The 19,347-nt window shown below is 73.0% G+C and carries 20 protein-coding genes and 1 riboswitch; of the genes, 19 read left to right on the top strand and 1 reads right to left on the bottom strand.

Annotated features, from left to right (window positions below; genetic code table 11):
• Positions 1–264 precede the first annotated feature (264 nt).
• A riboswitch (FMN riboswitch) is annotated at positions 265–395 on the top strand.
• Positions 396–596: 201 nt separating this feature from the next.
• The 19 genes from ribD (at position 597) to IO40_RS0103910 (ending at position 18,847) form a co-directional block, all read left to right on the top strand.
• A complete protein-coding gene (ribD, locus tag IO40_RS0104005) occupies positions 597–1,748 on the top strand; it encodes a bifunctional diaminohydroxyphosphoribosylaminopyrimidine deaminase/5-amino-6-(5-phosphoribosylamino)uracil reductase RibD (RefSeq protein WP_041968507.1) in 1,152 nt (383 codons plus the stop codon).
• Positions 1,749–2,435: a riboflavin synthase gene (locus IO40_RS0104000; protein ID WP_016467665.1), complete on the top strand. Its 687-nt coding sequence runs from the start codon at positions 1,749–1,751 to the stop codon at positions 2,433–2,435.
• The gene (locus tag IO40_RS0103995; protein ID WP_016467664.1) at positions 2,432–3,106 is read left to right on the top strand and encodes a nicotinamide mononucleotide transporter family protein; all 675 of its coding nucleotides are present in this window, start codon (positions 2,432–2,434) and stop codon (positions 3,104–3,106) included. The genes IO40_RS0104000 and IO40_RS0103995 overlap by 4 nt, the downstream gene beginning before the upstream one ends.
• A 79-nt stretch (positions 3,107–3,185) precedes the next feature.
• A complete protein-coding gene (locus IO40_RS0103985; protein ID WP_016467663.1) occupies positions 3,186–4,556 on the top strand; it encodes a bifunctional 3,4-dihydroxy-2-butanone-4-phosphate synthase/GTP cyclohydrolase II in 1,371 nt (456 codons plus the stop codon).
• Between the two features lie 91 nt (positions 4,557–4,647).
• Entirely contained in the window at positions 4,648–5,133 is a 486-nt protein-coding gene (ribH, locus tag IO40_RS0103980) for a 6,7-dimethyl-8-ribityllumazine synthase (protein ID WP_016467662.1), read from the top strand.
• 34 nt (positions 5,134–5,167) lie between these two features.
• Positions 5,168–5,440, top strand: coding sequence for a phosphoribosyl-ATP diphosphatase (locus tag IO40_RS0103975; RefSeq protein ID WP_016467661.1), 273 nt, complete (start codon positions 5,168–5,170; stop codon positions 5,438–5,440).
• A gap of 63 nt (positions 5,441–5,503) precedes the next feature.
• Positions 5,504–6,352, top strand: coding sequence for an ATP phosphoribosyltransferase (gene hisG, locus IO40_RS0103970; RefSeq protein WP_016467660.1), 849 nt, complete (start codon positions 5,504–5,506; stop codon positions 6,350–6,352).
• Positions 6,353–6,366: 14 nt separating this feature from the next.
• A complete protein-coding gene (locus IO40_RS0103965; RefSeq protein ID WP_016467659.1) occupies positions 6,367–6,834 on the top strand; it encodes a PH domain-containing protein in 468 nt (155 codons plus the stop codon).
• A 198-nt stretch (positions 6,835–7,032) separates the two neighbouring features.
• Positions 7,033–8,418 (top strand): hemolysin family protein, encoded by a 1,386-nt coding sequence (locus tag IO40_RS0103960; protein WP_031174885.1) that lies wholly within the window; start codon positions 7,033–7,035, stop codon positions 8,416–8,418.
• Positions 8,415–9,521 (top strand): hemolysin family protein, encoded by a 1,107-nt coding sequence (locus tag IO40_RS0103955; RefSeq protein ID WP_016467657.1) that lies wholly within the window; start codon positions 8,415–8,417, stop codon positions 9,519–9,521. Before IO40_RS0103960 ends, IO40_RS0103955 begins: the two co-directional genes overlap by 4 nt.
• Before the next feature lie 838 nt (positions 9,522–10,359).
• Positions 10,360–10,953, top strand: coding sequence for a sigma-70 family RNA polymerase sigma factor (locus IO40_RS0103950; protein WP_016467656.1), 594 nt, complete (start codon positions 10,360–10,362; stop codon positions 10,951–10,953).
• On the top strand, positions 10,950–11,180 hold the full coding sequence (locus IO40_RS0103945; protein ID WP_016467655.1) for a hypothetical protein: 231 nt from the start codon (positions 10,950–10,952) through the stop codon (positions 11,178–11,180). Before IO40_RS0103950 ends, IO40_RS0103945 begins: the two co-directional genes overlap by 4 nt.
• A 229-nt stretch (positions 11,181–11,409) precedes the next feature.
• The gene (locus tag IO40_RS0103940; RefSeq protein WP_016467654.1) at positions 11,410–12,174 is read left to right on the top strand and encodes an AfsR/SARP family transcriptional regulator; all 765 of its coding nucleotides are present in this window, start codon (positions 11,410–11,412) and stop codon (positions 12,172–12,174) included.
• A 606-nt stretch (positions 12,175–12,780) separates the two neighbouring features.
• Positions 12,781–14,418: an aldehyde dehydrogenase family protein gene (locus IO40_RS33105; protein WP_225842035.1), complete on the top strand. Its 1,638-nt coding sequence runs from the start codon at positions 12,781–12,783 to the stop codon at positions 14,416–14,418.
• Positions 14,415–15,749: an aspartate aminotransferase family protein gene (locus IO40_RS0103930; protein ID WP_016467652.1), complete on the top strand. Its 1,335-nt coding sequence runs from the start codon at positions 14,415–14,417 to the stop codon at positions 15,747–15,749. Before IO40_RS33105 ends, IO40_RS0103930 begins: the two co-directional genes overlap by 4 nt.
• The gene (locus tag IO40_RS0103925) at positions 15,742–16,230 is read left to right on the top strand and encodes a type II toxin-antitoxin system RatA family toxin (protein WP_016467651.1); all 489 of its coding nucleotides are present in this window, start codon (positions 15,742–15,744) and stop codon (positions 16,228–16,230) included. The genes IO40_RS0103930 and IO40_RS0103925 overlap by 8 nt, the downstream gene beginning before the upstream one ends.
• Before the next feature lie 11 nt (positions 16,231–16,241).
• Positions 16,242–17,255 carry a beta-ketoacyl-ACP synthase III gene (locus IO40_RS0103920; RefSeq protein WP_016467650.1) on the top strand — a complete coding sequence of 338 codons (1,014 nt, stop codon included), beginning with the start codon at positions 16,242–16,244 and terminating at the stop codon, positions 17,253–17,255.
• 114 nt (positions 17,256–17,369) lie between these two features.
• On the top strand, positions 17,370–17,606 hold the full coding sequence (locus IO40_RS0103915) for an acyl carrier protein (RefSeq protein WP_016467649.1): 237 nt from the start codon (positions 17,370–17,372) through the stop codon (positions 17,604–17,606).
• Entirely contained in the window at positions 17,606–18,847 is a 1,242-nt protein-coding gene (locus IO40_RS0103910; protein ID WP_016467648.1) for a beta-ketoacyl-[acyl-carrier-protein] synthase family protein, read from the top strand. Before IO40_RS0103915 ends, IO40_RS0103910 begins: the two co-directional genes overlap by 1 nt.
• 117 nt (positions 18,848–18,964) lie before the next feature.
• Here IO40_RS0103910 and IO40_RS0103905 read toward each other — a convergent pair whose 3' ends face one another.
• Complete coding sequence (locus IO40_RS0103905) at positions 18,965–19,282, bottom strand: hypothetical protein (RefSeq protein ID WP_016467647.1); 318 nt, start codon at positions 19,280–19,282, stop codon at positions 18,965–18,967.
• Positions 19,283–19,347: the final 65 nt, after the last annotated feature.

The raw sequence follows: 19,347 nt of genomic DNA, 5'->3' as shown, positions 1-19,347 counted from the left end.
CGTGACAACGCCGGCCGCTCGCTGTCTGTCACCGTCCGTGGCCGTTCACCCGGTGTCACGGCGCCGGGTGAACGGCCACGGACGGTGCACGGACCCGCCTCGTGCGTGGCCCGCCTGCTGATCGTGCCCGGCTCATGCCGGCCTGGAACGCGGGCGTACGCAGGGAACACGTGCGCCCCTGCGGGACTGCTGTGAGTCAGCCCACAGGCTCCGGTCGCATAGCCCCCACCCGTGCGTGGCAGACTGGACGCGTACCAGTGACGTCAGCGCACTCCGGGGTCGGTGAAAGTCCGAACCGGCGGTTACAGTCCGCGACCCGGCCGCAGCCAGCGGCCGGTTGACCAGGTGAGATTCCTGGACCGACGGTGAAAGTCCGGATGGGAGGCAGTGCGCGGCGGGCCGCATCCGGTACACCGCCGTCGGCGGGCCCCTCCGGGCAGTCCCGGAAGAAGGGGCCTTCTCCCGTCGGGGGCCTCCCGGATACGCGCTCGTCATCCGTCCTTCGAAGCCCCGGAGTCCGTGCCCGTAAGAGGCAGGAGGACCCGGTGGCCCCCCACCCCCCAGTGCCGGCCGCGCCGCAGGCCGAGCGCGACGCGATGCGCCGCGCCATCGAGCTCGCCGCGCGCGGTCTCGGCTCCACCAGCCCCAACCCGGTCGTCGGCTGCGTCGTGCTCGACCGGGAGGGCCGCACGGTGGGGGAGGGCTGGCACCAGCGGGCCGGCGGTCCGCACGCCGAGGTGCACGCGCTCGCCGAGGCCGGTGCCGATGCCGCGGGCGGCACCGCCGTCGTCACCCTCGAACCCTGCAACCACACCGGCCGCACCGGCCCCTGCGCACAGGCGCTCCTCGAGGCGGGGGTAGCCCGCGTCGTCTACGCCGTGCCCGACCCCAGCCCCGGTGCGCAGGGCGGTGCCCGCACGCTCGCCGCGGCCGGCGTCGACGTCGAGGGCGGGCTGCTGGCCGACGAGGCCGCCGCGGGCAACGTGGCATGGCTGACCTCCGTCCTGCACGGCCGCCCGTACGTGACCTGGAAGTACGCCGCCACGCTGGACGGGCGCACCGCCGCGGCCGACGGCTCCAGCCGCTGGATCACCTCCCCCGAGTCCCGCGCCGATGTGCACCGGCTGCGCGCCGAGTCCGACGCCGTGCTCGTCGGCTCCGGCACCGCCCGCGCCGACGACCCGCACCTGGCGGTGCGGAAGGTGCCCGGCGCCGTCCAGCCGCTCCGCGTCGTCGTGGACACCGACGCCGCCGTCGTCCGGCAAGGCGCGCGGGTGCTGGACGACGCGGCCCCCACTCTCGTCGCCGTCGCGGACGACGCCGAGACCACAGCACTCCAGGCGGCCCTGCGCACCGCGCAGGGCACCGCCCAACTGGTGCGGCTGCCCCGCGCCGGCGACGGAGCGCCCGGGCTCGACCTGCGGGCGCTGCTGGGGGCCCTGCACGAGCGCGGGGTCCGCTCCGTGCTGGTGGAGGGCGGCGCCACTCTCGCCGGGGCGTTCGTCGCCGCCGGACTGGTCGACCGGGTGGTCGGCTATCTCGCCCCCGTCCTGCTGGGGGCCGGCCCGCAGGCGCTGGGAGACGCCGGAATCAGCACCCTCGCGCAGGCGTTGCGGCTCACCGTGAACGACACCGTGCGGCTGGGCCCCGATCTGCGGATCACCGCCGTGTGCGGCGCGCCACGGGCGGCGCCCGCAGGGGGGCGGCCCGCGCAGTCAGACCATCCCGAGCAGTCCGAGGAGTCCTGAGTGTTCACCGGAATCGTGGAAGAACTGGGCCGGGTCGTCGCCGTCGAGGACCACGGGGAGTCGGCCCGGCTGCGGCTGCGCGGACCACGCGTCACCGCGGACGCCGGCCACGGCGACTCGATCGCCGTCAACGGCGTGTGCCTGACCGTCGTGGAGACGGGTGACGGAGAGTTCACCGCCGATGTCATGGCCGAGACCCTGCACCGCTCCAGCCTGGGCGCGCTGACCGTCGGCTCGCCCGTCAACCTGGAGCGACCCATGGCGCTCGGCGGCCGGCTCGACGGCCACCTGGTGCAGGGGCACGTGGACGGCACCGGCACCATCACGGCCCGCCGCGACGCGGACAGCGGCACCGAGCTGACCGTCGCGCTGCCCGACGGACTGGGCCGGTACCTGGTGGAGAAGGGCTCCATCACCGTGGACGGCGTCAGCCTGACGGTGGTCGAGGCCGCCGACGACCGGTTCACCGTCTCCCTCATCCCCACCACCCTGGCGCTCACCACGCTGGGCACCAAGCAGCCCGGCGACCCGGTGAACCTGGAGGTGGACGTACTGGCCAAGTACGTCGAGCGGCTGCTGAAAGCCGGCGCATCCCCTGCCCGCGCGGCAGGGGAGACGGCCACACCGTACGGCGGGGCGCAGCGGGAGGAACACGGCGGGACGCAGCGGAAGGAAGAGATCCGGTGAACGTCTTCCAGTGGCTCAACACCGAGGCGTTCACCGTCTTCGGCCAGCACGTCATCTGGTCCGACATGCTGGGCAACACCATCGGTCTGGCCGCCCTCGCCCTGGGCTGGCGGCGCTCCATCGTCACCTGGCCAGCCCAGCTGCTGTCCGGGCTGATACTCGTCGGCGCCTTCGCCTTCGCGCACCTGGCCGGCGGCGTCGGCAAGCAGCTCCTGGTGATCGTCGTGGCGCTGTGGGGCTGGTACCAGTGGCGGCGCGGCAACCAGCAGGCACAGGACGGTTCCATCGCCGTTCGCTTCGCCACCTGGCGCGAGCGCGGCGTCCTCGTACTGGGCACCGCGCTGGGGACGGTGGCCGTCGGCACCCTCTTCAGCCTCGTCCCGGCCCTCTCCTGGAGCCCGTGGGCGGACGCCTACATCTTCGTCGGCACCCTGGCCGCGATGGTCGCGCAGGCCCGGGGCCTGGTCGAGTTCTGGTTCGCCTGGCTGCTGGTCGACGTGGTGGGCGTGCCGCTCGCCTTCCGCAGCGGGCTGGCCTTCTCGGGTCTCGTCTACGTCGTCTACCTGGGCCTCGTCCTGTGGGGGCTGCGCTCGTGGTGGCAGCGCTCCCGCATCGACGCCCGCGCCGCCCGCCCGGAACCCGCGCTGGGCGGCGCCGGAGCCGCGCTGTGACCGGGACGTCGCGGCACACCGGCCGCACCCCGGACCGGATGCCGGCCACCGAAGCCCACCGCATGGAAGGAGCCCGCTGATGACCGCAGTGCCGAACCGGTATGAGGTGCCCCCAGGCCCGCGACCCGCGGCCCCCGAGCGCCCCGCGCGGCTGCCCGCCGCCGAGGAGGAGTACGCCCTCGCGCTGGACGCGGTGGAGGACGCCGTCCGCGACATCGGGGAGGGCCGTCCCGTCGTGGTCGTGGACGACGAGAGCCGCGAGAACGAGGGCGATCTGGTGGTGGCGGCCGAGCTGATCACTCCCGAGACCGTCGCCTTCATGATGAGCGAGTGCCGCGGCCTGATCTGCACCCCCATGGAGGCCGCAGACCTGGACCGGCTGGCGCTGCCGCAGATGGTCGCGGACAACACCGAGTCCATGGGCACCGCCTTCACCGTCTCCGTGGACGCGACCGGCGCGCACGGCGTCACCACCGGCATCTCCGCCGCCGACCGGGCCGCCACCATCCGGCTGCTCGCCGACGCGGAGGCCACCGCCGACGACTTCGTCCGCCCCGGCCACGCCTTCCCGCTGCGGGCCCGGCCCGGCGGGGTGCTGGCCCGCGCCGGACACACCGAGGCGGGCGTGGACCTGGCCCGGCTGGCCGGGCTGCGGCCCGCCGCCGCCATTGTCGAGATCGCCGGTGAGGACGGTGCCATGCTGCGGCTGCCCGAGCTGGTGCCGTTCGCGCGCAAGCACGGGCTGCGGATCATCTCCATCGAGGACCTGATCGCCTACCGCCGCTCGGCCGAGCCCACGGTGCGCCGCGAGGCCGCCACCCGGCTGCCCACCCGCCACGGCGAGTTCCGCGCCTACGGCTACCGCTCCACCGTCGACGGTGTGGAGCACATCGCCCTGGTCACCGGGGACATCGCCGGCCCCGGGGAGGGAGACGGTGAGGCCGGGGGCGAGGACGTCCTCGTCCGGGTGCATTCGGAGTGCCTGACGGGTGATGTCTTCGGCTCCCAGCGCTGCGACTGCGGCCCCCAGCTGGAGGCGTCGTTGGCCAGGGTCCAGCAGGAGGGCCGGGGCGTCGTGCTGTATCTGCGCGGGCACGAGGGCCGGGGCATCGGGCTGCTGTCCAAACTGCGTGCCTACGAGCTGCAGGAGCAGGGCCGTGACACCCTCGACGCCAACCTGGAGCTGGGGCTCCCGGCGGACGCCCGGGACTACGCCGCCGCCGCGCAGATCCTCACCGACCTGGGCGTGCGCTCCCTGCGGCTGATGACCAACAACCCGGACAAGACCGCCGCCATGCTCCGGCACGGTCTGCGCGTCACCGGACGGGAGCCGATGCCCGTGCAGGCGGGCGAGCACAACCTGCGCTATCTGCGTACCAAGCGGGACCGGATGGGGCACGACCTGCCCTGGCTGGACGCCGGCCGTACCTCCCCCTGCGGCAGCCAGTGACCCACCCGTCCCCCTGATCCCTGATCCCCCATCCACCGACCCGGGCGCGGACCTCCGCCGTCCGGACACCCGACAACGCACGAGGAGCACCGTGAGCGGCAAGGGCGCACCCGAACTGACCGTCAAGAACTGCCACAATCTGCGGGTGGCGGTGGTCGCGGCCCAGTGGCACCAGCAGGTGATGGACGGACTGGTCGACGGCGCCCTGCGGGCGCTGCGCGAACTGGGCATCGACGAGCCGACCCTGCTGCGGGTGCCCGGCAGCTTCGAGCTGCCCGTCGTCGCCAAGGTGCTGGCCGGGCGGGGCTACGACGCGATCGTGGCCCTCGGCGTGGTCATCCGCGGCGGCACCCCGCACTTCGACTACGTCTGCCAGGGGGTCACCCAGGGCCTCACCGAGGTGGCCGTCAGCACCGGGGTCCCCATCGGTTTCGGCGTGCTGACCTGCGACGACGAGGAGCAGGCCGTGGCCCGCGCGGGGCTGCCCGGATCCACCGAGGACAAGGGCCACGAGGCGGTGACCGCCGCCGTGGCCACCGCGGCGGCGCTCCGCACGGTCGCGGAACCCTGGCGCTGAGCGGCCCGGGGGACGGCGTAGGCTGGCAGACACCATGGCGAACAAGACTTTCGAGCAGCTCTTCGCCGAGTTGCAGCACAAGGCCGCCCACGGCGACCCCGCGACCTCCCGTACCGCCGAGCTGGCCGCGCAGGGCGTGCACGCCATCGGCAAGAAGATCGTGGAGGAGGCCGCGGAGGTCTGGATGGCCGCCGAGCACGAGGGTGACGAGCGGACCGCCGAGGAGATCTCGCAGCTCCTCTACCATCTCCAGGTCCTCATGGCGGCCAAGGGCATCGCCCTGGACGACGTATACGCTCACCTCTGAGCGCCGCCAAGGCCGCTCACCAGCCCCGACCTCACCGCACGACTGACCGAAGGAAGCCTCTTCATGCTGCGCATCGCCGTCCCCAACAAGGGTTCCCTCTCCGGCCCTGCCGGGGAGATGCTGCATGAGGCCGGGTACCAGCAGCGCAAGGCGTCCAAGGAACTCGTCCTGGTGGACCCGGAGAACGAGGTCGAGTTCTTCTACCTGCGCCCCCGCGACATCGCGATCTACGTCAGCTCCGGGCGGCTCGACATCGGCATCACCGGCCGGGACCTGCTGCTGGACTCGGGGGCCCGGGCCGAGGAGCTGCTGCCGCTGGGCTTCGCCCGCTCCACCTTCCGCTTCGCGGCCAAGCCGGGCACCATCTCCTCGCCGGCCGACCTGAACGGGCTGACCGTCGCCACCTCCTACGAGGGGCTGGTGGCCAAGCATCTGGCGGACAAGGGCATCGACGCCTCCGTCGTGCACCTGGACGGCGCCGTCGAGACGGCCATCGAACTGGGTGTCGCGCAGGTCATCGCCGACGTCGTGGAGACCGGCACCTCGCTGCGCAACGCCGGTCTGGAGGTCGTCGGCGAGCCGATCCTGGAGTCGGAGGCCGTCGTCGTGCGGCGCAGCGGCACCGAGGAGCAGTCGCCGAAGGTGCAGCAGTTCCTCCGCCGCCTCCAGGGCGTCCTGGTCGCCCGCAGCTACGTGATGATGGACTACGACATCCGCGCCGAGCACCTGGAGGAGGCCGTCGCCCTCACCCCCGGGCTGGAGTCGCCGACCATCTCCCCGCTGCACGACCAGGGCTGGGTGGCCGTCCGTTCCATGGTGCGCACCACCGACGCCCAGCGGATCATGGACGATCTGTACGACCTGGGCGCCCGCGCCATCCTCACCACCGGCATCCACGCCTGCCGTCTGTGACCGGAGCCAAGCTCATGACCGACAGCTCACGTCCGCCCGCGCTGCCCGTCACCTTCCGTCCCACCCACACCCGTGTGGTGCTGCTGACGGCGGGGTTCACGGTGTTCGTGGCCCTCACCGTCGTCGCGCTGATGCTCGACATGGGCGGCGGTGAACGCGCCAGCTTCGTCTTCACCGGCGCCGTGTTCCTCGCCGTCCTCGTGCTGCTGAGCCGGCCGAGGGTGACGGCCGACGCCGACGGGATCACCGTCGTCAACCTGACCACCAAACGCCGCCTCGCCTGGGCGCAGGTCCTCGGAGTGCGGTTGCGCCCCGGCGACCCGTGGGTCTCGCTCGACCTGTCGGACGGCACCAGCCTGCCCGCCATGGGCATCCAGCCCGGCATCGCCAAACAGCAGGCGCTCGCGCACGCCCGCGCCCTGCGGTCCCTCGTCGACGAGGGCGGCCCCCGGCAGGAGGCCCACGGCGGGGCGGCGCGCTGAGCCGGACGTGAACCCCGGCGCGGTGCCGCGCGTCTTCGCGGGGTGAGGGGCAGTGTCTACTCTGTTCCCACCGGCTCCACAGGCCGGAGCCGCCCCGCGCTCTCGCGGGCACCTGCGAACCGAGGAGTGACCACCTCCAGCGATGGACGGATCGTCCTGTAGTACGTGCGCCGCGTTCCCCACCGCGGGGGGCGCGGCATGACCCTCCCGCTCCTGCTGCTCGGCGTTGCCTTTCTGCTGATCCTCGCCAACGGCTTCTTCGTCGCCGCGGAGTTCGGGCTCGTCACCGTCGAGAAACCCGAGGCCGAGCGGGCCGCCGCGCAGGGTGACCGCAAGGCCCGCGCCGTCGTCCGCGCCCTGCGTGAGCTGTCCTTCCAGCTGTCGGGCACCCAACTGGGCATCACTCTCACCTCCCTCGTCACCGGCATGCTCGCCGAGCCGGCCCTCGCCCGGCTGCTGGACGCACCGCTGACCGCCTGCGGACTGCCGCCCGGCGCGGTCCACGGCATCGCCGTCGCCGCGGGCATGCTGATCGCCGCGGCCGTGCAGATGGTCGTCGGCGAACTGGTCCCCAAGAACTGGGCGGTCTCCCGTCCGCTGGCCGTCGCCCGGTTCGTGGCGGGCCCCCAACGTCTCTTCTCCCGGCTCTTCCGGCCCGTCATCGCGGCGCTGAACGCGGCTGCCAACCGGATGGTCCGCCTCTTCGGGGTGCAGCCCGCCGACGAACTGGCCTCGGCCCGCACCCCCGGCGAACTCGTCTCGCTGGCCCGGCACTCGGCCCGCGCCGGCGCCCTCGAACAGGACACCGCCGACCTGTTCGTACGGACCCTGGCACTGGGCGAGCTGACGGCGCAGCAGGTGATGACCCCCAGGGTCCGCGTCAGCGCCCTGCAGGCGCGGGCGACCGCGCAGGACGTGCTCAACCTCAGCCGCGCCACCGGTCTGTCGCGCTTCCCCGTCTACCGCACGACGCTCGACGAGGTCACCGGCATGGTGCACCTCAAGGACGCCCTGTCGGTGCCCGCCGAACGCCGTCTGCACACCACCGTCGCCCGCGTGGCGGTGCCGCCGCTGCTGGTGCCGCAGACTCTCCCGGTGCGACCGCTGCTGGCGCGGCTGCGCAGTGAACAGCCCATCGCCGTGGTCGTCGACGAGTACGGCGGGACGGCGGGCGTCGTGACGCTGGAGGACATCGTGGAGGAGATCGTCGGGGAGGTGCGCGACGAGCACGACGGGCAGCTCTACGACGAACTGCCCGAACTGGCCCCCGCGGCGCCCGAAGCGGACGGCCGCCCCTGCTGGGAGGCGGACGGCAGCTGCCGGGTCGGTGAACTGCGCCGCATCGGGCTGGAGGTGCCCGAGGGACCGTACGAGACGGTGGCGGGGCTCGTCGCCGACCTGCTCGGCCGCATCCCCGCACCGGGCGACACGGTGCGGCTGAGGGCGCCCGGCGGTCAGGAATGGGAGCTGCGGGTACGGCACGTGGCGCACCACCGCGCCGAGCGGGTCCGCATCACCGCCCCGCACCGAGCACAGGGCGAAGCCCCGCGGGCCGCCCGCGACATGGAGGCGGCGGCCCGATGAGCGTGCTGCAACTGCTGTTCGCCGCGGTGCTGGTGCTCGGCAACGGCTTCTTCGTCGGCGCCGAGTTCGCCCTCGTCTCGGTGCGCCGCAGCCAGATCGAACCCCTCGCGGCCGAGGGCTCCGCCCGCGCCCGGCGGGTGCTGCGCGGGCTGGAGACGCTGCCGCAGATGATGGCCGCCGCCCAGTTCGGCATCACGGTGTGCTCGCTGACGCTGGGCGCGGTGGCCGAGCCGACGGTGGCCCATCTCCTGGAGCCCGTCTTCCACGCCGTGCGGATGCCGCAGGCCCTCGTGCATCCGGCCGGGTACGTCGTCGCGCTGGCCGTGGTCGTCTTCTTCCACCTGGTGGTGGGGGAGATGGTGCCCAAGAACCTCGCCATGGCGGCGCCCGAACGCACCGCCCTGTGGCTGGGGCCCACGCTGGTCGCCTTCGCCCGGCTCACGCGTCCGGTGACGGTGGCGCTGGGCGCGTGCGCCACCGTCGTGCTGCGGCTCTTCCGTGTCGAACCGAAGGACGAGGTGGCGGCGGTGTTCACCAGCGAGCAGCTCAACCGGCTGGTCGCCGACTCGCGGCAGGCCGGGCTGCTGGAGGCGGACGAGCACGAACGGCTCGCGGACGCGCTGGAGCTGGGGTCCCGCCCGCTGACCGACGTGATGCTGCCCACCACCGGGCTGGTCACCGTGGGGCCGGGCGTGACGCCGCGCGAAGTGGAGGAACTGACGGTACGCACCGGGTTCTCGCGCTTCCCGGTACGCGCCGGCGACGGCGGCTTCCTCGGCTATCTGCACGTCAAGGACGTGCTCGACCTGGAGGAGAGCGACCGCCCGGTGCCGCGCCGGCTGTGGCGGCCCATGACGACGCTGCGGGCCCGCACCCCGCTGGACGACGCGCTGACCGCCATGCGGGCCGGCGCCTCGCACCTGGCCGCCGTCTCCGACGACGCGGGCCGGGTGGTGGGGGTGGCAGCGCTGGAGGACGTGCTGGAGATGCTCGTCGGCGAGGTGCACGACCCGGCGCACGCGCTGCCGCCGGCCCGGCCCCTGCCGGACGGGGAGCGTGCGAACGGGCAGCAGGCCGAGACCGTCGGTCCGCTCGCCCCGTAGCCGCACCCTTCCGTCGCGACCGCCGGCGGCCGGGGGAGTGGGAGAAACGGAAGAATCTTTGGATCCGTGTCCTCCCGGCCGCCCGCGGGCGCAACACATCAGTGGACGGAGCGTTCCGCTATGAGCGACGGATGGGTTGATGGCTGAGAGCGCCGTGATCGCGACCCTGGTGGCGGCGGTTCTGGGAGGAGCATGGTTTCTCGCTGCGCCCGCAGGGGGTGTGGCGGCGGCCGTACCGGATGTGCGGGCCGCCTGCCGGTACGGCGGCGGCCCGCACGGTGCGGTCGCCGGTGGTCCGCCGGGTCCGCGCCGCCTGAGGGACGGCCCCCGGGCCGGTGCGTTCGGCGGCGCCGTGTGCCCTCCCCGGGCGGGTGAAGGGCTGCCGCGGGTGCGCCCTCGGCGAGGCGGACGGCGGCCACCGCGCTGCCGGTTGTTCCCGCCGTCCGGCAGCGGGAGCGGACCGGGGGTCCCACCGGGCCGCGCGGGGCCGTCGCGCGAAAAAACTTACTGAGCGGTTTTTCTTTTTCCCCAGCGCGGTCGCTGTCTTTTCCCGGTGCTTTCCCCGTACCCCCTTCCGGGGGTACGGGCGGTAAGTGCCGAAGGCTTCGAAAGCATGGCGGCGTTCTACTGTCAGCGGCTGCCATGAGCTGCGCTTCGACAGGGTGTCGGCGTTCGGCTTCCCCGACGGTATACCGGTGGTTACGAGTAATTTTCCTTGCGTCACGGGTGATTGCTGAGATATTTGATTGACGCAGGGCGAGGTTCAGGGAGTTGACCAGGCCGCCGCCCCGCTTGTGTTTCAACGATCAATAATCGGCCACGGGGGAGCGAACTGCTCATGGAATCAGCCAGGCCGCATGTCCATGCCGAGGTGTTCCGCGCGGCGCGGCTGTCGCCGGCCGAGTACGGGAGGCGAAAGGAGAGCGCCCGGCCGGAAAACGCGGAGGCGACCCGCGAAGGGCAACTGGCGAAACTCTTCGAAGAGCGGTACACGCGCATGCTCAGGCTGGCCGCGCTGCTCGGTGCCGACGACCCCGAGAACATCGTCGCCGAGGCCTTCTACCAGATGTACCGGGAGTGGTGGAAGCTGCGCTCGCCGCAGAAGGCCGAGGCGTACCTGCGCTCGATCGTCTGCAATCTGACCCGCATGCGGATACGGCACCTCCAGGTCGTCCGCCGGAACGCGGTGACCCGCACGGAGTGGGTGGCCTCCGCCGAGAGTTCGGCCCTGCTCCGGGACGACCAGCGGGCGCTGTTAAGAGCCCTGCGGCGCCTGCCCGCCCGGCAGCGCGAGGCACTGGTGCTGCGGCACTGGCTGGGGCTTCAGGAGAGGGAGATAGCGGCGACGATGGGCATCTCGGCGGGCTCGGTCAAAACGCACACCGCGCGGGGGATCGCCGCCCTCACACAGGCCATGGAGGCACGCAGGTGAACTCGGTGAGGGACCGCACGGTGCACGGGCTCAAACAGGCGCTGGAGGTGGCCGCGGAGCAAGTGCCGCCCGTAGACCGCTCCTTCGACAGTGTGCTGGGGGAGTGGCAGCGCCGCGAGCGCCGGCGCCGTCTGGTGCTGACGCTGCTGGTCTGGGCGGCCTTCGTGCTGTGCGCCACGGTGGGGCTGTGGGTGCTGGGCCGGCACGCCGCCCACCGCGCCTCCTGACCGCACGGGGTGCTGCGACCGCACCGCCTCCCGGCCCGGCCCGGCGGGGTGGTGCGACCTGCCCGACCAGTGTGCCGGGCCGCGGTGGTGGCTTGCTGGAGCCCGACTGGAACGCCGCTGTCAACCGACCACCCGCCTCGCACAACTCAATGAGGGAGGCCGCGCCCCACGCGTACCGCGCACGGCGTCGCGCCCCCCTCCAGCACGACACGGACGAACGGGGAGAAGAGTGCTCATCGAGATACTGGGACCGCTGCGGATCCGGCACGGTGAGGGATCGGTGCAGGTGCCCGGCGAGAAGCTCAGGGCCATCGTCGCCACCCTCGCCCTGAGCCCAGGCGCGGTCGTACCCGGGGAGAAGCTGCTGGACGAGTTGTGGGGCGAGAACCCGCCGCGCACCGCCGCCAACACGCTCCAGGGGCACATCGCCCGGCTGCGGCGCACCCTGGTGCAGCAGACCAGGAGCCCGTACGCGCGGGAGCTGATCCGCACCTCCAGTTCCGGCTACATCCTCGACCTCGACGCGGAGAACATCGACGCCGTCCGCTTCACGCGGATCGTCGAACACCTCGGGAGCCGGGTGAGGACCGATCCCGAAGCCTGCATCCCCCAGCTCACCGGTGCGCTGCGGATGTGGCGCGGCGCCGCCCTCTCGGACGCCGGCCAGGGCATCGCCTGCCGCACAGCCGCCGCCCACCTGGAGGAGATGCGGCTGATCGCCCGGGAGTTGCTCATCGAGGCCAGGTCCGCCCTGGGGCAGCACCGCGAGGTGGTGCCCGAACTGGAACAGCTGCTCACCCGCTATCCGCTGCGGGAACGCTTCTGCGAGCAGCTGATGCTGGCGCTCTACCGCTGCGGCAGGCAGGCGGACGCCATCGGGGCCTACCACAGGGTGCGCCGGCAGCTGTCCGACGACCTCGGGCTGGAGCCGGGTCCGGGCATGCAGGCACGGCTGTCGGAGATCCTGCGCCAGGAGCCGAGTCTGATGGCGTGAGGGGTGGCGCACGGCCGGCGGGCCGTGCGCGCCGTGCCGAGGCCGGGTGCGCGGCCGGTTCCGCCGGTCGCGCACCCGGCCTCGCGCGTGCCGGGCTGCGGGGCGCCCGGGCGCGGCGGGTGCGAGGGCGCGGGGTGCGGGCGGTGCCCCGGCGCGGCTCCACCGACTTGCTCGGACGACTAAGTTAGTCACGCGACCAAAATAACAGTCGGGGCGGACCGTGTCACCCCGGCCGCCGCTGTCCGCTCCACGCGCCGACGCCGGGTGACCGGTCAGCGACGGCCGACGGCCGACGGCCGACGCTGACCGGCTTGCCGGGCGCGTCCGGCCGCTGCCCTGCCGCCGTCCCCTTCGCTCTCCGGCCGCCCTCCGGGAAAGGGGCGGGAACCGGACGTCATCGAGATTTCAGTGCCCTATCAGGAAGCACTGGAAATATATTCCGCGTCCCGTTTCGGCCGGTGCACCCGGAAGACCGGAGTCCTTACACGCAAGGGGAGCGGCGTGCGCAGTACGGATGATTCCAGTACGCAAACCGAGTGGCGGTCCGCAGGGCCCGGAAAACCGGAACCGCCGCGCACCTACCACTCATATGTCAACGGCAAGCAGGTGAGCGGAAGCGACTGGGTCTACGTACTGGATTCCGAGTCACTGCTCGACGACGTCTTCGCGAGCCTGCGACTGAAACGGCAATTGGAGCAGGGCAGGACCGCACCCGGGGAACTGCCGCCCGCCATCGTCGGGAAAGTCGCAAAGGCGGACCGGGAAACCGTCGAACTGGCTGTCAAGGCAGCCGCTGCCGCCGCTCCCGAATGGTGTGCGGTGCCACTGGACACCCGTCTCGTCCGGTTCGCGGAACTGCTCCGCGTCCGGCTGGCCGACCGGGCCCGGGACATCGCCCGGGTGCTCGTCCAGGAAGGGCACCCGCTGCCCCTCGCGCGCTGGCAGGTCTCCGGCATGCTGGACGCCTTCGGTCCCGAATCGGTCGCCTTCTACCGCTCGCGGATGCTCCAGGAGTTCACCCACGGCGAGCGCCGGCTCCAGGTGCGCAGGCAGCCGGACGGTGTGGTCTGCCTCAACCCTCCGCAGAACGCCCCGCTCTCCAGCGCCGTCCTCGGCGTCACCTCCCTGATGGCCGGCAACTCGCTGGTGGTGCGGGCACCGCGCAGCGGCCCGCTCGGAGTGATGTACGTGCTCCAGGAGATCGTCGTTCCGGTACTGGAGGAACTCGGCGCACCGGCCGGGGTGCTCAACGTGGTGTGCGGCGATCCCGCGCCGATGCTCAACACCTGGCTGGAGAGCCCCGAAGTGGACGACATCATCTACTTCGGCAGCAGCGAGAACGGAATCGCCTTCGAAAAGCGCTGCGTCGAACACGGCAAGAAACCGATCCTCGAACTGGCCGGGAACGACGTGGTGACGGTCTGGAAGGACGCCGACGCGGCACTCGCCGCGGAAGCACTGACCGAGAGTTTCTACGGCTCCGGACAGCTGTGCATGATTCCCAATCAGGTGCTGGTGCACCCTGACGTCGCGCCCGCGCTGCTGGACGAACTCACCCGGCAGGTACGCCACATACGGCCCGGCCGGCCCGGGGACCCCGACGTCCTGCTCACCCCCGTGCTGCGTAACGAGAAATTCTTCCAGTGCCTGGAGGACGCCCGCGCCAAGGGCGCCGAAGTGCTGTGCGGCGGGCACGCGATGCAGCTGGACGGTACACGCGACCCGTACGGCATCTTCCTGGAACCCACCGTCCTGGTGGTCCGGGGCCTGGCCGGGGCACGCGAGATGGACGCCGTACGTCACGAGACGTTCTTCCCGCTGCTGCCCGTCGTCGTCGCCGAACCCGCCTCCGACGAGGAACTGCTGCGGCTGTTCACCGAGTTCGTCGACTCCAACGCCTACGGGCTGCGCAACTCGCTGTGGGCCCGCGACCCCGCCGTCGTCGAGCACTTCACCGCGCGGGTCCGCAACGGCGGCCTGCTGAAGGTGAACGACTCGCACATCGGCTTCCTGCCGTGCCTGCCCACCCACGGCGGCACCGGACTGACCGGAGGCGTCTTCGGCGAGGCCAACTACCCGATCCTGCGCACCTCCCACATCCAGGGCGTCAGCATCAGCAGCGGTTCACGGCCCCGGGACGCGGTGTTCGGCGCCTGGCGGGCCCTGTTCGGCGACGCGGACGCGAGCGAGCCCCGCGACGCCGGTGCCGCCGACGCCCGCCCCTCCCACGGAGCCGCCTCGTGACGACCGTCCCGACCTCCGCACCCGCCTCCGCCCCGGCCGCCGCCGCTCCCGCCGGGACCCAGGACGACGCGGACACCCTGATCCGGCTCTACCGCACCACCATGAGCAAGGGCCGGGCCACCCTCGGCGAGCTGTTCGGCAAGCACGTCGAGCTGGAGTCCGAAGGGGCCTGGGTCACCGGGGAACAGGGCCGCCGCTTCCTCAACTGCGGCGGCTACGGCGTCTTCCTGATGGGCGCCCGGCACCCGACCGTCGTCCGGCACGTCGAGGCGCAACTGGCCAGGCACCCGGTGGCCACCCGGCTCTTCCTGGAACCGCAGGCCGCCCGGGCCGCCGAGGCGCTGGTCGCCCGCACCCCGCGAGGACTGGAGCGGGTCCACTTCGCCTGCGGCGGGGCCGAGGCCGTCGAGGCGGCGATCAAACTGGCCCGCACCCTGGGCCGCGACCGGCTGGTGGCCGCCCACCAGGGCTACCACGGCAAGACCACCGGCGCCCTCAGCCTCACCGGCAAGGACGTCTTCCAGGAGCCGTTCCGCCCGCTGCTGCCCGGCGTCGATCACGTCCCCTACGGCGACGCGGCGGCCCTGGAGGAGATGCTGCGGACCCTGCCCGCCGGCCGGGCCTGCGTCGTGCTGGAACCGGTGCAGGGCGAGGCCGGGGTGATCGTCCCGCCGGACGGCTACCTCAAGGACGTGGAGCGGCTGTGCCGCCGCCACGGGGCCCTCTTCGTCCTCGACGAGATCCAGACCGGCCTGGGACGGCTGGGCACCTGGTGGGGTGCCGACCGCGAAGGCGTCACCCCCGACATCCTGCTCACCGGCAAGGGGCTGGGCGGCGGAGTGCTGCCCGTCTCCGCGCTGGTGGCCACCCCGGAGGCGTTCGCCGCCTTCGACAAGGACCCCTACCTGCACACCTCCACCTTCTCCGGCACCCCCCTGGCCATGGCCGCGGTACGCGGCGCGCTCGCCGCCACCGAGGAGGACGGTCTGGTCGGCCGTGCCCACGAGCTGGGGGAGCGGCTGCTGCCCGAACTGCGCCGTATCGCCCACACCCACCTGGCCGGGCTGGTGCGCGAGGTACGCGGACGCGGCCTGCTCATCGGCGTCGAGTTCACCGAACCCGGACCGGCCGGGGAACTGCTCATCGAACTGATCGAGCAGGGCGTCATCGCCAACCACTCCCTCAACTCGCACATGGTGCTGCGCTTCACCCCGCCGGCCGTCCTGACCCCCTCCGACGAGGAGTTCCTGTGCGAGGCGTTCGACCGTGCCTGCCGCGCGCAGGCAGCCCGTTCCCTCCCGACCCAGCAAGGCGGTACCGCACATGCGTAGCGTTCAGTTGACGATGGACCTTCCGGGCACCGCACCGCGGGAGGCGTTCGACGCGGTCCGCGCCTTCGACCGCTACCCGCAGCTGGCGCCCGACATCCGCGCAGTGGTGACCCACGGGGACAGCAGCGACTGGGAGGTGTACTTCCGCAACGGCATCCTGCGCTGGACCGAGACCGACCACGCCGACCCGGAGGCCGGCACCATCGTCTTCGCCCAGCAGGACGGCGACTTCGAGGACTTCACCGGCGAATGGCGCGTCACCGCGCGGGACGGCGGAGGATCGCGGATCACCTTCCGCGCCGGCTTCGACTTCGGCATCCCCAGCCTCGCGGGCATCCTCGACCCGGTGGCCGAGCGGGTCATCAAGGAGACCATCGCCTGTGTGGTGCGCGGCATGTTCGCCGACGCCCGGTCGGTCGCCGACGACCAGAGCGCCGGTGACGAGGAGCCCGGCCGGACGCCGGCGGCCGTGGACCGCTGAGGGGAACCGCGATGGCGTCTGCGCACCCTCCCACACCCGTCCTGTGCGGTCTGGGCGGCTGGCTGCCCCCACGGATCGTCACCAACGAGGAGCTGAGCCGCGGACTGGATACCTCCGACACCTGGATCCGCACCCGCACCGGCATCGGGCGCCGCCACGTGGCCGAACCCGGTACCGCGACCTCCGACCTGGCCGTGGAGGCCGCCCGGCGGGCGCTCAAATCCGCCGGCACGGACCACGCCGACGCGCTGATCCTGGCCACCACCACACCCGACCGGCCGTGCCCGGCCACCGCGCCGCTGATCGCCGCCGAACTCGGACTCGGCACCGTCCCCGCCCTCGACGTGGGGGCGGTGTGCACCGGATTCCTGTACGCGCTGGCCACCGGCGCCGGATTCCTGGCGGCCGGCCTGGCCGGCACCGTACTGGTCGTAGGGGCCGACACCTACTCGCGCATCCTCGACCCGGCCGACCGCTCCACCCGCGCCCTCTTCGGCGACGGCGCCGGAGCCGTCGTGCTGCGGGCCGGCACCGCCGACGAACCCGGCGCGCTCGGCCCCCTCGTGCTCGCCAGCGACGGCACCGGCGCCGACCTGATCCGGGTGCCCTCCGGCGGCTCCCGCGACCCGGTGCGGCCCGGGACCGCCCACCTGAGCGACCCGTACTTCCGGATGGAGGGCAAGAAGGTCTTCCGCAACGCCGTGGAGCGGATGGCCGCGGCCTCCCGACAGGTGGCGGAGCGCCGCGGCTGGGGCGTCGAGGGCATCGACCTGCTGGTCGCGCACCAGGCGAACGTGCGGATCCTCTACGCCGTCGCCGATCTGCTGGGACTGCCCCGGTCCCGCTGCCACGTGCACCTGGACCGGGTGGGGAACACCGCCGCCGCCTCCGTGCCGCTCGCCCTCGCCGACGCCGCCGCCGGCGGTGCGCTGCGCCCCGGCGACCGCGTGGTGACCTGCGCCTTCGGCGGCGGCCTCACCTGGGGCGCCGCCGCCTTGAACTGGCCCGGCATCAGCCCGCACTGACCCCGGCGGGCCGCCGTGCCGCCCCGCGCACCGCGGCCCGGCGCGCACCCGGCCCGCCGTCCCCCGACCGACCGCATGCACGCACGACCGACCCGAAGCTACGGAGTGAAGACGATGAGCGATGTGTACGAGCGTTTCGTGGGCCTGCTGAGCGGCTTCGGCATCGGCGCCGACGAGGTGGAGCCCGACCACACCTTCACCCACCTGGAGTTCGACTCGCTGGCCCTGGTCGAGCTGACGCTCGCCGTGCAGCAGGAGTTCGGCGTCTCCGTCGGCGACGACGAGCTGGGCCCGGAGGACACCATGGCCCGGGCCGCCAAGGTCATCGAGTCCAAGCTGGTGGGCGTCTGATGCCCGGCACTCCGCGCGAACCGTTCGACGCGGCCGTCACCGGAGTGGGCATGGTGACGGCCGCCGGAGTGGGCACCGCGGTCTGCTGGGAGCGCGTGTGCGAGGCCGCCGGCACCGCGGCGGCCCAGGTGCCCGGTCTGGCGGCGGTACCGGCCCGGTTCGGCTGCCCGGTGCCCGGCTTCGACGGTGCCGCACTCATCGGCCGGCGCAAGGCGTGGCGGCTGGACCGGTGCAACCAGTTCGCCCTCGTGGCCGCCGCCGAGGCCGTTGCCGACGCCGGGCTCGACACGGACACCTGGGACGGCGCCCGGGTGGGGGTGGTGCTCGGCTGCGGCCTGGGCGGCGCCGCGAGCTGGGAGAAGCAGTACGACGTGCTGCGCGAGCAGGGCCCCGAGCGGGTGTCGCCGCTCCTCATCCCCCTGCTCGCCCCGAACATGTCCGCCGGGCACATCGCGCTGGAACTCGGCGCCCGCGGCCCCAACCTGGTCACCGCCACCGCCTGCGCCTCGGGTACCACCGCCGTGGGGACCGCCCGTGAACTGCTGCGCAGCGGCGCCTGCGACGTGGTCGTGACCGGCGGCACGGAGGCGTGCATGACACCCTCCCTCGCCACCGGCTTCAGCCAGATGGGAGCACTGTCCGCCCGCCACGACGACATCACCGGCGCCTCCCGCCCCTTCGACGCGCAGCGGGACGGCTTCGTCCTCGCCGAGGGCGCCGCCGTACTGGTGCTGGAACGCCCCGAGGACGCCCGCGCGCGGGGCGCCCGTGTCCGGGCCCGGGTGAGCGGCTACGGCGCCTCGGCGGACGCCCACCACCCCACCGCGCCCGACCCCGAGGGCGCCGGCGCCGAACTGGCCCTGCGCGCCGCACTGGCCGACGCGGACCTGGGCCCGCAGGACATCGACCACGTCAACGCGCACGGCACCTCCACACCGCTCAACGATGTGACGGAGGCCCGGCTGGTCCGCCGTGTGCTGGGGGAGCGGCCTTCGGTGACCTCGGTCAAGGGAGTGCTCGGGCACGCGCTGGGCGCGGCCGGGGCCATCGAGGCGGCCCTCACCGCGCTGACGGTCGAGCACGGACTCGTCCCGCCGACCGCGAACCTGGACAGCCAGGACCCGCAGGCGGAGATCGACGTGGTGGCCAAGGCGCCCCGCGAGGGCGAGGTGCGGGCCGCCGTCAGCAACTCCTTCGGCTTCGGCGGGCAGAACGCGGTGCTGCTGCTGACAGCCGCCTGAGCGGCGTCGGCCGCTCCCTTCCCCGGCCCGCACGGGCACACGTCAGGGCCCCGACCCGGAATCCGCCATCCCGGGTCGGGGCCCTGGCCGCTGTGCCGGCGGCGGGCGGGCCGCGGTTCAGCCGGCGGCGTACCCCGCGCCGACACGCTCGCCGGCCAGTTCGTCCACGACCTCGGCCATCGTGCCGAACTCCGCCTCCAGACCGCGGAAGACGTCCCCGGCCGCGTCCGCCGCGAAGGCGGCCTGTGACGTCACCTGGATGACCTCGAAGTAGTGCACGGGCGCGTCCGCCGCGAGCGAGACCCGATGAACGGAGAAGGAGACCACACTGGGCAGCTGCGGACAGGCCGCGTAGTCCACCTCCCGCACCCACTTCTCGAACCGCTCGTGCTCGGCCGCCTCGCGCAGCCGGATGCGGTGGACGACGCACTCCATGTGTGACCTTCTTCCTGACGGAGGGGAGCGCTCCCGCCGGGGGAACGCGTTTCCTGAGCGGGCGA

The sequence above is a fragment of the Streptomyces albus subsp. albus genome (assembly GCF_000725885.1).
GTDB lineage: Bacteria > Actinomycetota > Actinomycetes > Streptomycetales > Streptomycetaceae > Streptomyces > Streptomyces albus.
Note: the sequence above shows the minus strand (reverse complement) of the source record. Positions and strands in the feature narration are given on the sequence as shown.